13 protein-coding genes and 1 pseudogene are annotated in these 14,819 nt (G+C 31.3%); 2 read left to right on the forward strand and 12 right to left on the reverse strand.

From position 1 onward, the window contains the following. Nucleotides 1-40 precede the first annotated feature (40 nt). The 9 genes and pseudogenes from fusA to HMPREF1253_RS04135 all read right to left on the reverse strand — a co-directional run bounded on the left by fusA (nt 41) and on the right by HMPREF1253_RS04135 (nt 8,948). Nucleotides 41-2,113, reverse strand: coding sequence for an elongation factor G (gene fusA / locus HMPREF1253_RS04095; protein ID WP_023055532.1), 2,073 nt, complete (start codon nt 2,111-2,113; stop codon nt 41-43). An 85-nt stretch (nt 2,114-2,198) separates the two neighbouring features. Further along, nucleotides 2,199-2,750 carry an isochorismatase family protein gene (locus HMPREF1253_RS04100; RefSeq protein WP_023055574.1) on the reverse strand — a complete coding sequence of 184 codons (552 nt, stop codon included), beginning with the start codon at nt 2,748-2,750 and terminating at the stop codon, nt 2,199-2,201. Beyond that, nucleotides 2,747-3,643, reverse strand: a complete 897-nt coding sequence (locus HMPREF1253_RS04105; protein ID WP_023055501.1) for a PfkB family carbohydrate kinase — start codon at nt 3,641-3,643, stop codon at nt 2,747-2,749. The genes HMPREF1253_RS04100 and HMPREF1253_RS04105 overlap by 4 nt, the downstream gene beginning before the upstream one ends. A gap of 7 nt (nt 3,644-3,650) precedes the next feature. Beyond that, nucleotides 3,651-5,333 carry a phospho-sugar mutase gene (locus tag HMPREF1253_RS04110; RefSeq protein WP_023055589.1) on the reverse strand — a complete coding sequence of 561 codons (1,683 nt, stop codon included), beginning with the start codon at nt 5,331-5,333 and terminating at the stop codon, nt 3,651-3,653. Nucleotides 5,334-5,347: 14 nt separating this feature from the next. Then, nucleotides 5,348-5,812, reverse strand: coding sequence for a Cys-tRNA(Pro) deacylase (gene ybaK / locus HMPREF1253_RS04115; protein ID WP_023055618.1), 465 nt, complete (start codon nt 5,810-5,812; stop codon nt 5,348-5,350). Beyond that, nucleotides 5,799-6,317, reverse strand: coding sequence for a gamma carbonic anhydrase family protein (locus tag HMPREF1253_RS04120; protein ID WP_023055515.1), 519 nt, complete (start codon nt 6,315-6,317; stop codon nt 5,799-5,801). The genes ybaK and HMPREF1253_RS04120 overlap by 14 nt, the downstream gene beginning before the upstream one ends. A gap of 1 nt (nt 6,318) precedes the next feature. Then, a pseudogene (locus HMPREF1253_RS04125) lies at nt 6,319-7,132 on the reverse strand (metal ABC transporter permease). Further along, nucleotides 7,129-7,788: a metal ABC transporter ATP-binding protein gene (locus HMPREF1253_RS04130; RefSeq protein ID WP_023055485.1), complete on the reverse strand. Its 660-nt coding sequence runs from the start codon at nt 7,786-7,788 to the stop codon at nt 7,129-7,131. The pseudogene HMPREF1253_RS04125 and the gene HMPREF1253_RS04130 overlap by 4 nt, the downstream one beginning before the upstream one ends. A gap of 101 nt (nt 7,789-7,889) precedes the next feature. Further along, complete coding sequence (locus tag HMPREF1253_RS04135) at nt 7,890-8,948, reverse strand: metal ABC transporter solute-binding protein, Zn/Mn family (RefSeq protein ID WP_023055622.1); 1,059 nt, start codon at nt 8,946-8,948, stop codon at nt 7,890-7,892. Nucleotides 8,949-9,123: 175 nt separating this feature from the next. On the opposite strand from HMPREF1253_RS04135, the gene rpmB reads away from it, so the two are divergent. Both rpmB and HMPREF1253_RS04145 read left to right on the forward strand, forming a co-directional pair. Then, nucleotides 9,124-9,315: a 50S ribosomal protein L28 gene (rpmB, locus tag HMPREF1253_RS04140; protein WP_023055535.1), complete on the forward strand. Its 192-nt coding sequence runs from the start codon at nt 9,124-9,126 to the stop codon at nt 9,313-9,315. Nucleotides 9,316-9,444: 129 nt separating this feature from the next. Beyond that, the gene (locus tag HMPREF1253_RS04145; RefSeq protein ID WP_023055590.1) at nt 9,445-10,665 is read left to right on the forward strand and encodes a hypothetical protein; all 1,221 of its coding nucleotides are present in this window, start codon (nt 9,445-9,447) and stop codon (nt 10,663-10,665) included. Nucleotides 10,666-10,727: 62 nt separating this feature from the next. Here the strand turns inward: HMPREF1253_RS04145 and gltS are convergent, their stop codons facing one another. The 3 genes from gltS to ftsH form a co-directional block, all read right to left on the reverse strand. Beyond that, the gene (gltS, locus tag HMPREF1253_RS04150; RefSeq protein WP_023055508.1) at nt 10,728-11,981 is read right to left on the reverse strand and encodes a sodium/glutamate symporter; all 1,254 of its coding nucleotides are present in this window, start codon (nt 11,979-11,981) and stop codon (nt 10,728-10,730) included. A 117-nt stretch (nt 11,982-12,098) separates the two neighbouring features. Continuing rightward, on the reverse strand, nt 12,099-12,950 hold the full coding sequence (locus tag HMPREF1253_RS04155; RefSeq protein WP_023055614.1) for a fumarylacetoacetate hydrolase family protein: 852 nt from the start codon (nt 12,948-12,950) through the stop codon (nt 12,099-12,101). Then, the gene (ftsH, locus tag HMPREF1253_RS04160) at nt 12,943-14,796 is read right to left on the reverse strand and encodes an ATP-dependent zinc metalloprotease FtsH (RefSeq protein ID WP_023055531.1); all 1,854 of its coding nucleotides are present in this window, start codon (nt 14,794-14,796) and stop codon (nt 12,943-12,945) included. The genes HMPREF1253_RS04155 and ftsH overlap by 8 nt, the downstream gene beginning before the upstream one ends. Nucleotides 14,797-14,819: the final 23 nt, after the last annotated feature.

Consider the following 14,819-nt stretch of genomic DNA (forward strand, 5'->3'; position numbering starts at 1 on the left):
ACCTGCTTAACTTATAAGCAGGTTTTTAATTTTAAATCTTTTATTTTTCTTCTTCCTTTAATTTTTTAGCTTCTTCAATTACCTTTTCAGCTATTTGTCCTGGAACTTCTTCATATCTTGCAAATTCCATTGAAAATGTTCCTCTTCCTTGAGTCATTGCACGAAGGTCTATTGAATATTCAAACATTTCTGCTTGAGGTGCTTCTGCGATTAAAAGTTGTGTTCCGTCTGCTTGTTGATCCATTCCAAGTATTCTTCCACGACGTTTGTTCATATCTCCCATTACATCTCCAAGATATGCATCTGGAATTGAAACTTCCACACTCATTATAGGTTCAAGAAGGGTTGGTTTTGCTTCTTGGATTCCCTTTTTGTATGCAAGGTTAGCTGCAAGTTTAAAACTCATTTCGTTTGAGTCTACATCGTGATAGGATCCATCGTATAAAGTTGCTTTGAAGTGGGTCATTGGATATCCTGCCAATACTCCATGTTCTTTTGATTCTATTATTCCTTTTTCAACTGCAGGGAAATAATTTTTAGGAACTGCTCCTCCAAATACTTCTTCTGCAAATACAAATTCTTCTTCTGAAGGTTCAAATCTAATCCAAACATCTCCATATTGTCCGGCGCCACCTGATTGTTTTTTATGTTTTCCTTGTACTGATGAAGTTCCTTTTATTGTTTCTCTGTAAGGGATAATAAATGGAACTATATTAACTTCAACTCCGAACATATTTTTAAGTTTTTGTAAAATTACATCTAATTGTACTTGGCCTTGTCCGCCAATGGTAAGTTGCTTTGTTTCTGTGTTTCTTTCAATAGTAAATGACGGATCTTCATCTCTAAGTCTTCTTAGGGAAGTTGAAAGTTTTTCTTCATCACCCTTTGTCTTTGGTTCTATTGCATAATATAAAACAGGATGTGGGTATTTCATTTCCTTGTATTTTACAGGATGATTTTTATCTATTAGAGCATCCCCTGTTTCAGTAAATTGTAATTTTGTTGTTGCTCCTATATCTCCTGCGTTAATTTCAGGAACTTCTATTTGAGTTTTTCCTCTCATAACAAAAAGTCCGCCTAATTTTTCATTTTCGCCTTTGTTTATGTTGAAAACAGGAGTGTCTTTTGTTATTTTTCCTGAAATTACTTTAAATATTGAAATTTTTCCAACAAATGGGTCTGTATTTGTTTTAAATACAACTGCTGAAAAAGGTTCTTTTGAGCTTACGCTACGTTTTTCCCCTTCTTCATATCTAAAGCCTATATGGGCTCTTTGATCGTTTGGAGCAGGCATATAATTAACTATGGTGTTTAATAAAATATCTATTCCTATTCCCTTTTCTGCACTTCCTACAAGTAAAGGAACGGCATCTCCTGAAAGTAAAGCTGATGTAACTCCCTTTAAAAGTTCTTCTCTTGTGAATTTTTCTCCACTGAAATATTTTTCCATTAAAACTTCATCAGATTCAGCAACTACTTCTGCAATTTCTTCATACATTCTTTCTGTTGCTTTTACTTGATCGTGAGTTAATTCTATTTCGGAAGGTCCTCCATTTGTGTATTTAAAACCCTTTTGGTAAATTACATCTGTAACTCCTATAAAATCTTCTCCGCTTCCAATAGGAACTGAGAATGGAATTACTTTTTTACCGAAATTTTCTTCCAGCTCTTCCATTAATTTTCTAAAGTTTACGTTTTCTCCATCAATTTTATTTATAAAAATAATTCTGGGCATTCCTATTTTTTCAGTGTATTTCCACATTCTTTCAGTGCCCACTTGGATTCCGCTTTGGCCATCAATAACCATAAGTACTGCCTCAGATGCTCTTAAGGCCCCTTGTGCTTCTCCTATAAAATCAAGATATCCGGGAGTGTCTATTATATTTACTTTATAATTTCTCCATTCAACGGGTATTATTGATGTACCAATAGAAGAACCTCTTTCTATTTCTTCTTTAGAAAAATCACTTACAGTATTTTTGTCAGAAACAGATCCCAATTTTTTAGTTGCTCCTGACTGAAACAGCATAGCTTCCGTAAGATTTGTCTTTCCACTTCCACTATGCCCAACCAGGGCTAAATTTCTCACCTGTTCAGTATTATAAACTTTCATATTAAATCCTCCTAAGTATTGAAATCGTTTGTAACAGTTTCATTATAACATTAAAATAAATTTTATACTATCTTGCCTTTACTCTTTAAATAATTAATTTTTGAACTTTTTTAAATTCAGGAGTTCCTGAAACTTCACAAAGATCAAATAAAATGCTTTCAATGTTTGTTACAACGCAGCCCAAGTCATTTAATTGCCTAAGGGCATTTTCTCTATTCTTTTTATTTCTTGAACCCACTGCATCTGATAGAATAAATACATTAAGGCCTGAATCAACCATATCTCTTGCCGTTTGGAAAACGCAAATGTGAGCTTCAATTCCGGCAATTACAACTTGTCTTTTCCCAAATTTTTTTATTTCTTCTAAAAATTTTTCATCTCTCATACAAGAAAAATATGCCTTGTCAATTTGAGGTGCATTTTTTATAAATTCATGGATTTCTTTATTTACTCCCCCAAGTCCCTTAGGATATTGAAGGGTTATTATTGAATCAATATTTAAAATTTCTGCAGTTTTTGCTAGGATTACTGAATTTTTTAAAATTTCATCCCTATTTTCAATAGCTTTTAAAAGAGAATCCTGTAAATCTAAAAATACAAAAAGGGTATCATCTCTGTTTATCTTATAATTTTTCATTTTAATCTCCTAATTTTTATGTCACTTGATAAGATTTTTATGTCGCTCATTTCAATTTCATAAATGGATTTTTTACTTAAAGAAATGGCAAGAGAAGTTGTGAGCATAAGTTGGTCTTTATAATTTCTGTTTAGAGAAAGAGCAAGCCCTCCCAAAAATCTATTCTTATCAATTTTTTTATCTTTAAAATCAAACTCTGCCTTGTAGGAATTTTCACCATCTGAATACAAAACTCCTCCATCACTTATTATGAAGGCTTTTTCTGCAAGTTTTTCAGTCATTGCCTTTGCAAGCTTTACTCCTTCACTTTCAAAATTTATTTTTAAATCAAAAAATTCTTCAACTTGGTTTTTGCTTGCAACAAGACCTGTAACCCTATCTTCTCTTAACAAAATTTTATCCTTAAAACTTGCCAAAACTTTTATTTTATTATTCCTACAAAGTTTTATTAAATTTAAAATAACTTCATCGGAAATATTTTTTTGATCATTGTCTGTAACTACAAAATAGTCCTCTTGCTTTAAATCTTTAGTGAGCATATACAAATCTCTTTCAGTTTGCCCTGTTATCCTGGGTAAATTTCCAAAAATTTTTGTAAGCCCCTCCTTATTTAAAATTCTAATTTCTTCCCTTGGATTGTCATTGATTTCCACATGGGAAAAATCTATTTTATTGTTTTCTAAAATTGAAGTTATGGTTTTTTTGTTTGCTCCGCCTAAAATTGTAAATAATTTTGAATCTTCTCCCAATTTTTTTAATAAAAGGGCATTTTCTATGCCATATCCATCTGCATATTCAAAAGAGGACTTGGCAAAATTATCTCTATTCTTTTCAAAATCATCAATTTCAAATTCTTTAACATATCTTGGATTTAGATCTGTAAAATAAATCATCCTACACCTACTTTACGGAATTTAACTTTTCTTCAATATCTTCTTTCAGTTTACTTAAAGTTTCTTCAGCAAGTTTTTCATTTTCATTTTTTGTATAAATATAAAATTTTATTTTCGGTTCTGTTCCAGAAGGTCTTAAAGCAAACCATGAACCATCGCTTAATCTGTAAATTAATACATTTGCCTTTAAATTTTCATCTTTTAACAAATCTTCTTGACTTTTAACAGGAATACCTGCAAATTTTTCATAGGATTTTTCTCTAAAATCCTTCATCATTCTCTTGATTCTATCAGAGCCTTCTATTCCTTCGAGAACTAAACTTGTAAGATGCTCTTTATAGTATCCATACTCCTTATATATATCATTCAGAAGCTCTACAAGGCTCTTAGAACGCTTTTTATAGTATGCTGCCATCTCAACTATCATCATAGTAGAAACAACGGCGTCCTTGTCCCTTACGTGGTCTCCATAAACATATCCAATGCTTTCCTCATATCCAAAAATAAAATTATGTTCTTTTGTCTTATCCCAAATATTTGGTAAGTTACAAATATTTTTAAAACCTGTTAAAGTTTCAAAAGTTTGTATACCAAAATCCATGGCAATTCTTTGTCCAAGTTTACCTGTTACTATGGATTTTACAATTGCTCCGTTATCTGGTAAATCTTCCGCTTCCCTAAGGCCGTGTAAAATATAATAAATTAACATAGCTCCCGTTTGATTTCCGTTAAAGGCATAGTAGGTTCCGTCTTTTTTTCTTCCAAGCATTGCAACTCTGTCACAATCAGGGTCAGTTGCTATTATAAGATCTGAATTATATTTTTTGCCATATTCTTCTGCCAATTTAAAAGCCTTAACGTCTTCTGGGTTGGGATATCCAACAGTTGCAAAGGTTGGATCTGGATTTTCCTGTTCTTTAACCACTCTTATATTTTTAAAGCCTCTTTCCTTTAAAACGTGTCTTACAGGATAATTGCCTGTTCCGTTAAGGGGCGAGTAAACAACTTCTATATCCTTATCAATGTCATTGGAAATTTGCTTTTTTAAAGTTTCTTTATAGTAACTTTCATCCAGGTCCTTTGAAATTATTTCAATAAGTCCCTTTTTAACAGCTTCCTCATAAGTAATAAGATCTTTTAAATCATAACTAGATTCTTTTATATTTTCTAAAATTTCATCAGCTATATCTGAAAGAATTTGTGAACCCTTATCCCAGTAAACTTTATATCCGTTATAAATCTTTGGATTGTGAGAAGCTGTTATTACAATTCCTGCCTGAGTATTTAAATATCTCACTGCATATGAAAGCATGGGAGTCGGTCTTATATCATCAAAAAGATAGGTTTTTATTCCCCTACTTGCAAAAACTCTTGCGGCAATTATGCTAAATTCATGGGAATTAAATCTAACATCATGGGCGATTACTATTCCTTTTTTTACTGCTTCCTTGCCATGATTTATAATTGTACGAGCAAGACCTTCCGATGCCCTTTTTATAACATAGGGGTTCATCCTGTTTGTGCCCACACCCATTATTCCTCTTAAGCCTGCTGTTCCGAATTCCAAATCCTTATAAAATCTGTCTTTTATTTCTTCTTCATTTTTTTCTATTGATTTAAGTTCATTTTTTGAATCCTCATCTAAAAAATCACTCTTTAACCAATCTTCATAAATTTTTCTATAATCCATAACTTCTCCTAATATTAATTTATAATATCTGCAAATGTTCCATCCACGACACTTATTAAGTCTTGTGGATTTATTTCCAGCTGCATCCCAACTTTGCCTGCACTTACAAAAAATTTATCAAAATTTTTTGCACTTTCATGTATGAAGGTTTTAAATTGCTTTTTCATTCCCACAGGACTGCAACCTCCATGAATGTAGCCTGTAGTTGGCAAGAGTTCCTTTAAGGGCAACATTTCAATTTTCTTTACCTGTGCAACCTGAGCAGCTTTTTTTAAATTCAGTTCCTCTCCTACAGGTATAACAAAGACAAAGTGGTCATCTTTTGATTTTGTGACAAGAGTTTTGAAAACTTTATTTGGATCTTGACCCAATTTTTTTGCTGCATCAAGCCCTGTTATGTTTTCATCCGGCTCATACACATTTAGTTTATAATTAACCTTTTCCCTATCTAAAATTCTCATGGCATTAGTTTTTTTCATTTAACATAAACTCCTTAGACCTATTGACATAAAATTTCCAGGTAAAATCTATCATTTTTAAATTTTTATCAGACACTTTTCTTAAAACTTTTGCAGGACTGCCCACAACTAAAGAAAAGGGTGGTATTTCCATTTTCCCAGTTACAAGACTCCCTGCTGCAACAAGGCTGTGATGACCTATGTGAGCTCCATCAAGAATAATAGATCCCATTCCTATTAAAGTATCATGCTCAATCTTACAGCTATGAAGCATAACTTTATGACCTATAGTAACCCTATCTCCTATAATTATATCTTCATCAAAAGCATTTACATGGAGCATACACATATCTTCAATTACTGAATTTTCTCCAATAAGGATCCTGTTTGAATCCCCTCTTAAAACAGAATTAAAATATACACTTGAATTTTGTCCGAGGACTACATCTCCGATTAAGGTTGCATTTTCAGCTATAAAGTTGCTTTCATTAAATTGAGGCATTTTTTTATTGAATGCTATAATCACTTTAACACCCCTTATTATTTAATACCCATTTTTTTATACTTAAAATAATAAGAAGACTAATAATTCCCATAAGAACTATTGTGCCTCCAGGTTTTAAACCAAGGTAAAAGGAAATAAAAAGGCCTGAAATAGTAAAGAAAATTCCAAACAAAGATGATAAAAAAGTGGTTTTTAAGTATCCCTTTTCAAATTGCATGGCACAGGCAACGGGAATCACCATAAGTGATGAAATAATTAAAATTCCAACTGTCCTTGCAGATACTGAAATTGTTACTGCAATTAAAATAATGAAAATATAATTTATTCTATCTACTTTTACTCCACTAAGTCTTGCAGAACTTTCATCAAAAGAAACATACAAAAGATCTCTGTAAAAATAAATGAAGGTCAAAAAAACAATAATTGATACTGCAATTATTAAATAAAATTCTCCATCTGTAATTGCAACTATGGACCCAAAAAGATAAGATTCAAAATTTTGAGCTTTTTTTTACAAATCCTGCTAAAATTGATGCAGCTCCAATGCCGACTGACATTATAATGGCAGTGGAAATTTCTTCATATCCAGGAAAGTTTTTTCTTATTAGTTCCAGAACAATTCCTGCAATTACACAGGTAATTATAGATGTGTAAATAGGAGTTACACTTAACATAAGTCCCAACATAACTCCTGCAAGGGATACATGAGATAAGGCATCTCCTATAACGGATATTTTTTTGTTGACCACAACAATTCCCATAAATGGAATTATAATTGAAAGGAGAAATCCTACAATTAAGGCTCTTATCATGTAATCATAGGTAAAAATACTCATAATTTTTTTATCAAGCTCCCTTCTTTTAATTCATAAATTTTATTTACATAGTCTTTTACACTGCTTATATCGTGGGTTATCATCAAAATACTGGTATTGTGAAATTTATTTAAGTGATACAAAAGTTGATATAATTTTTTAACAGTTTTTTCATCCACTCCGTTAGTAGGCTCATCTAAAAGTAAAATATCAGGACTGTTTGAAAGTGCCTTTGCCAGTAAAACCCTCTGTCTTTGCCCCCCTGAAAGTTTTGAATAAAGTCTATCTTTATAATCTTCCATTCCCACAAGACTTAAAGCATCTAAAACAAAGTCACTATTGTCCTTGCCAATGAATCTAAATCCTTTTAAATCCCTATATTTTCCAAGACTTATAAGTTCACTTACAGTAATGGGGAAATTTTTTGAAGAAACATTTTGAATCTGCGGAACATAGGCTATAGCCTTATAAAATTCCTCATCACTTTTAAAATAGCTTATCTTCCCTTCTCTTGGTTTTAATTCTCTTAATATAAGTTTTATTAAAGTTGACTTACCTGCACCGTTACTACCTAAAAGAGCTATAAAATCTCCTTTAAAAACTTTTAAATTAATATTTTTTAAAATATCTTCTTTGGTATAGCCAAAAAATAAATTTTCTATTTGTAATAATTCCATAAAATAAATGGGAAGTCTTTGACTTCCCCTCCTTTTTTTAATATTAAAAATCTCAAATTTTTATTTTACCGGAGCTTTAGTTATTTATACCTAATTTCGCTTTATTTTAAAGCTTCAAGTAAGTTAGATAAATTAGCTTTCATAATAGAAAAATAATCATCTTGATTTTTAACTTGTTCTTCACTTAATCCTTCAAGAGGAGAAAGGGTAAGAACTTTTGCTCCTGTTTCCTTGGCAATAGTTTCTGCAACTTTAGGATCTATTAATTCTTCGGAAAAAATAACCTTAATTCCCTTATTTTTTACAAGATCAATAATATTTGCAATAGTTTTTGCATCCGGTTCAGACTCTGCATTTATGCCTTCAATTGCAATTTGTTTTAAATTATAATCACGACAAAGATATCCAAAAGCTTGATGAGAAACTACAATTTCTCTATTTTCAAGACCCTCAAGATCAGTTTTAAATTCATTATCAAGAGCATCTAATTCTTTCAAATAATTTTCTAAATTTTCCTTGTAGTAAGTTTCATTTTCAGGATCAAGTTTTATAAGAGCCTGACAGATGTTTTGCATTTCAATCTTTGCATTTTTAGGGCTTATCCAAACATGGGGATCCATTCCGCCTTCGTGTTCATGGTCATGTTCTTCCCCTTCATGTTCATGATCGTGGTTTTCTCCTTCGTGATCATGATTATGGTCTTCTCCTTCGTGTTCATGATCATGGTCATGGTCTTCTTCATCATGTTCTTCTTCATCGTCATGATGATGGTGATGCCCTTCCATAAGTTCAACCCCTTGACTCGCTTCACAAAATTCAACTTTTCCTTTTAAAGTTTCTTGTAATTTGTCTATAAAGCTTTCAAGACCTGCGCCGTTATAAATAAATAAATTTCCTTCTCCAATGTTTTTAACATCATCGCTTGATAATTCATATCCGTGAGGTTCACTTCCATTTGGTACAAGGAGTTTCACATCTAATTTATCTCCTGCGATTTTTTTTGTAAAGTCATATATAGGATATATACTTGTGTAAACAACTTTTTTATCTTCTTTATTTTCTTTATTTTCTTCTTTATTACTGCTATTTTTTTGTCCGCTTGAACAAGCTGTTAAAATCATTGCTAAAGATAGAAAAATAGCAACTAATGATTTTTTCATTTTTTTCCTCCTGAAATTTTTTTGCGAAGAGTAACATGGATTAATTGAAAATCCATATTAATAATATTAACAAAGTGATAAAAAAAATTCAATATTATAAATTTTATTTGCCATACTTTGCTTTCTTGTGTTATAATAATTCCTGCTATTTAATGAATAACAAGGAGGTGTCATTGTGGCTAAAAAATGTGATATTTGCGGAAAGACAAAAGTTTTTGGAAATACGGTTTCATTCTCACATAAAAGAGGAAACAGAAGCTGGGCTCCTAATATAAGAAGAGTAAAAGCTATGGTTGACGGACATCCAAAGAGAATTAATGTTTGTACCAGATGCCTAAGAAGTAAAAAAGTTGAAAGAGCAATCTAATTAAGGCTTCAATGAAGCCTTTTTTGTTTGCTCTTTTTTATGTAATTTTGGTGAAATTTTTTCATTTTATATTTCTATATTTTACAATGTGCTAAAATTAAATCAGCTGTTTAAATGTTAGGAGGTATTATGAAAAACAGAAAACTCATTTTTATTTTAGCTCTATCACTTTTATTTATGTTCGGTTGTCAAAACACAAATAAAAAGGTTGAGCAAAAAGAAGAAGAAAAGCAAGCTTTTACAAGCAGCTTAACTGAAGTAAGTCAAAATAGTTTTAAGGAAAGTCTCGATTCTATTTTAGGTCAAAGCGACGAAGAAATTCCCCAGTCTGATGATGAAAGAATAAACATAATTATTACAGCTTTAGACAGAGCAGGATTTTTAAACATTGCTGATACCTATAGTGATGAAAAACTTCAAGATGCAGTTAAGGGTTTAAAAATTGAAGAAGCTAAAGATTTTGGAAAATATCTTGCAGTTGCAAAAGATGTTTTTGGTCTTGATGACAATGGAATTAATAGTTTTTTAGAAAAAAAAGATGAAAAATCCGATTTAGCTTTTGTGCAAAATCTTGAAGGGCAAGTTTTAAAATATCAAAACAAATTAGAAAATTTTATAGGTTTAACAAGTGATAAGGATATTTATCAAAAATTAAATCAAGCTTATAATGAATTTACATTTTTTAAGGGCAATCCTCTTGAAAAATTGGGAATGGAAGCAATTTTAGACAGCACTACAACAGGCTATAACGTTAAATATAAAGGTTATAAATCAAATTTTGACCCAAATCTTACAATAGTATACTCTCATGACAACATTAGACACGCTCAACAACTTATAAAATTATTAGCCGATGAAAATATAAAAGCAAAAGTTCAATTGGAACCTAAGACAAGTTCTTTTGAATATATGATTGATTGGGGTCCAGTTCCGGAACCTACTGATAAATATGAAGTTGTAAAGATCGGCGAAAACAGATATCTTGCAAATGCACTGGAATATGATCTTTTATTTGAATTTGAAAATGAAGAAGATTTAAATAAATTTGATGGTCTTATTTTACAATATGCAAAGAAAAATGAAGGCAATGAAGAAGGAAAAGGACTTTTATACAGTTCTTGGTGGCAACCTTTATACCATACTGCTAAAGAAATGAAAGAAGGCTATGAAGCTGTTACTGAAAATATAATTTCAAAGGGCAATTTTGAAATGTACTCCATTACAAAAAATGAAGATGCAAAAAAATTCTCAGATGGCTTATTAAGTAAAGATAACACTTTAAAAATTGAAAGTAATTTAATTTCAGTTGATCAAGCATTTTATAGATATTTAAACGGCGATTTTAAATAATATTTAAAAAATTTAAAAAAGATAAGGATTTTATTTTCCTTATCTTTTTTTATTTATATTATTTAAAATTTTAATTGTGCAAAAAAAGTTATGGCAACTACATTTATTATGTCAAGAGCAAAAGCGCCAACCATAGGAACTATAAAATATGCCTTTCTTGATGACCCGTACTCGCTTGTTATAGAATCCATATTTGCCATTGCATTATAGGTTGCCCCCATTCCAAAGCCACAAAGTCCACCTGCCAATACTGCCGCATCATAATTTTTTCCCATAATTCTAAATACTATAAAATAGGCAAATAAAATTATGGCAAAAGTTTGAGCAAATAAAATTATAAGCATAGGACCAAAAACTGATTTTAATTGAGTTAAATCCAAAGTTATAAGAGCAACTACCAAAAATATATTAAGTCCTATATCTCCGCAAATATCATTTGCTCTCTTGTCGATTTTATAGATTTTATTTTTACCTAAGGTATTTACATAAAGTCCCGCTATTATCATTGAAACTACGTATTCCGGTAAATTTAATGGTGTGCCTTCAATAAATATATTTTTTGCAATAATTTTATTTACTATCACACCTATGGAAATTGCTATAAACATTATAAGTAAAGTTTTTAGAAAATCTTCTCCCTTTAATTCTGATGGAATTTGACCTCTTTTTTCTCCTAAGGGGATTCTTAAAACACCATTTTCTTCCAAATCAATTTGATCTTTTTTCAAATCATTGCTTTTTAAATTATATCGTCTTATAAGACTTGAACCTAAAGGTCCTCCTATTAAAGAGCCCATTATTACTCCGAAAGTTGCAGCCGCCATAGAGATAACTTGACCTGATACTAAACCTAAGCTTTCAAGAGTTGGACCCCATGCTCCTGCTGTTCCATGTCCTCCTGCCATTGTTATTGATCCACAGGCAAGACCAAAGAGTACATTTTGTTTTAAAATTTTTGCTAAAAACATTCCAAGAAAATTTTGTAAAATTATCAAAAGTCCTGTTACTGCAGTAAAGACAAAAAATCCTTTGCCGCCTTTTTTTAATGTTTCAATATCTGCTCCAAGACCTATACTCGTAAAAAATACCATCATAAAAGGATCTTTTAAAGTTGTGTCCATCTCAAAACTTGCTAGGTTTTGAGTCTTTAAAATTAAATGTATTAACGAAAATAAAAATCCTCCTATTACCGGTGCTGGTATACAAAATCTTTGGAAAAATTTCACTTTTGTTCTTAAAAATTTCCCCAGGTATAACATTACAAGTCCTATTGCAACAGTGCTCATCATATTAATTTTTATAACTTTTTCAAACATTTTTCTCTCCTAAATAAAAATTTAAAAAATATTATAGCACTAATGATTTAATTTGTTAATAAGGAAAATTTTGCAAATAAAAAAAAGATGAAAGTTTTTCATCTTTTTAAATTAAATTTATTTAACAAAATTTGTAAGCTCACCTATATTTTCTATAAAACAAGTTACCTTATCGTTTTTCTTTAAATATTTAGGCGGATTAAAGCCTCCTCCAACACCCTTAGGGGTTCCTGTAAAAATTATGTCTCCGGCTTTTATGGTCATGCCCTTTGATAAATCTATTAATATTCTTTTTATATTAAAAATTAAATTTTTTGTGTTTGAATTTTGCCTAAGCTCTCCATTTACAAAACTTTTTATTTCTAAATTTTCAACTTGCAAATCTTTTGCGTCTACAATGTAGGGCCCAATTGCACAAAAATCATCTAAGCTCTTTCCCTTCATCCATTGGGAATAATCTTTTTGTAAATCTCTTGCTGAAAAATCATTTGCTATGGAATACCCGAAAATTACACTCTCAGCATTTTCTTCAGTTAAATTTTTACAATCACGTCCAATTATTAAGGCAAGTTCCGCTTCATAGTCTGGGCAAGTGCTGGGAGAATCACTTACATTTATGTAATCTCCGTCCCCTAAAATTCTGTTCATGTTTTTTGTAAAAAACACAGGATATTCAGGCTCTTTTTCCATCTGTAAATCTTTTATTTCACTAAGATGCTCTCTATAATTCATACCTACACAAAAAATTCCTCTTTGAGGAACTTCTATAGGGCTTATTATTCTAACATCGTTTTTTAATCTTGCCTTTGAATTTAAGATAACATTATTAGAAAGCCTAGGACCCTTAATATATTCTATTAGGGTCCCAGGCATATCATTAAAATTTTCTCTAATATCAAAAACATATTCTTCATTTAAAATGCCATAAGACTTTATGCCTTTTCTTTCAAAGCTGATATATTTAATCATATTTTCTTAAAATCTCCATAAATTCTTCCCCTGTTATAGTTTCTCTTGTAAGAAGATAGTTGGCAATTTCATGAAGAGCTTCATTGTTTTCTTTTAAAATATTTATAGCTTTTTCATGAGCTTTTTCAATTAAGTTTCTTACAGCAATGTCTATTTCATGGGCAGTTTTATCTGAAACTGTAAGATTTGCATCTGAGCCTAAATAACGATTATTAACTTCAGCCATTGCTACAAAACCAAAATCGTCGCTCATTCCATATCTTGTAATCATTGCCTTTGCAATTTTTGTCGCCTGTTCAATATCGTTACTTGCACCAGATGTTTTTGTTCCGAAAATTAATTCTTCAGCACTCCTTCCACCTGTTAAGGTAACTATTTTATTAAAGGCTTCATCTTTTGACATTAAGAATTTTTCTTCTTCGTCAACTTGCATTGTATAGCCAAGGGCACCTGAAGTTCTTGGAACTATAGTTATCTTATGAACTGGCGCTGAGTTTGTTTGTCTCGCAGCAACAAGGGCGTGACCAACTTCATGATATGCAATAATTTCTTTTTCTATTGGAGAAATAACTGCATTTTTTCTCTCATATCCTGCAAGAACAACTTCAACTGATTCTTCAATATCCCTTTGATTCATGGCATTTCTGCCTTCTCTTACTGCACGAAGAGCAGCTTCATTTATCATGTTTGCAAGATCTGCTCCACTGGCTCCTGCTGTGGCAAGGGCTATTGCCTTATAATCTATAGTAGCTTCACGTCTTATCTTTTTTGCATGGACTTTTAAAATTGCTTCACGTCCTGCTAAATCAGGAAGTTCTACTGGAATTCTTCTATCAAATCTTCCTGGCCTTAAAAGAGCAGGATCAAGAGAATCGGGTCTATTTGTTGCTGCTAAAATAACAACCCCTAATTTTGAATCAAAACCGTCCATTTCACTTAAAAGTTGGTTAAGAGTTTGCTCTCTTTCATCGTTTCCACTAAAGCCTGAACCATCTCTTTTTTTACCTATTGTATCAATTTCATCTATAAAAACTATACAGGGCGCTTTTTCTTGAGCTTGTTTAAATAAATCTCTCACTTTTGCAGCTCCAAGTCCTACAAACATTTCAACAAATTCTGAACCTGAAATTGAAAAGAAAGGCACATTTGCTTCTCCTGCAACTGCTTGGGCAAGAAGAGTTTTTCCTGTTCCAGGAGGTCCTACTAAAAGTGCTCCCTTGGGAAGTTTTGCACCTATATCCGTATATTTTTCCGGAGAGTGTAAAAAATTTACTATTTCTGTTAATTGGTCCTTAGCTTCATCTTGTCCAGCTACATTTTTAAATGTTATTCCATCAGTGCTTTTTACATAAATTTTGGCATTACTTTTGCCAAAACTCATGGGACCTACTCCGCCTTCGCCAAATTTTTTAAATACAGTTCTTGATAAAATCTGGCCTATAATTATAAACATGAGTATCATAGAAATCATGTAAATAATATTACTTGCTATGGGGTTTAGCTGACTTGGAAAAATTCTATCGGTTTTTACTCCTGAATCAATTAGCCTTTGAGCTAAAAAACCGTCTTCCATCCTGTAGGTCTTATAAACTACATTTTTTTCTCCCTTTAAAGTAAAGTTAATTTCCCTATCTTTTACTTGAACTTCCTCAGCTTCTTTTTTATTAAGATGCTTAATAAAAGTTACATAGTCCACATCTTTTATATTCGACTCAGGTTTTGAGAGAAAATATGGCTTAAAAATTAAAGGGATTGCTATTATAACAAGAATTCCTATTATATAATAAGCAATCTTTATATTTTTAATCTTATTTTTATTTTTATTGTCCTTATTTATTTCAATCACCTCTAAATAAAATTATACCCATT

The organism is Peptoniphilus sp. BV3C26, assembly GCF_000478985.1.
Lineage (GTDB): Bacteria > Bacillota > Clostridia > Tissierellales > Peptoniphilaceae > Peptoniphilus_B > Peptoniphilus_B koenoeneniae.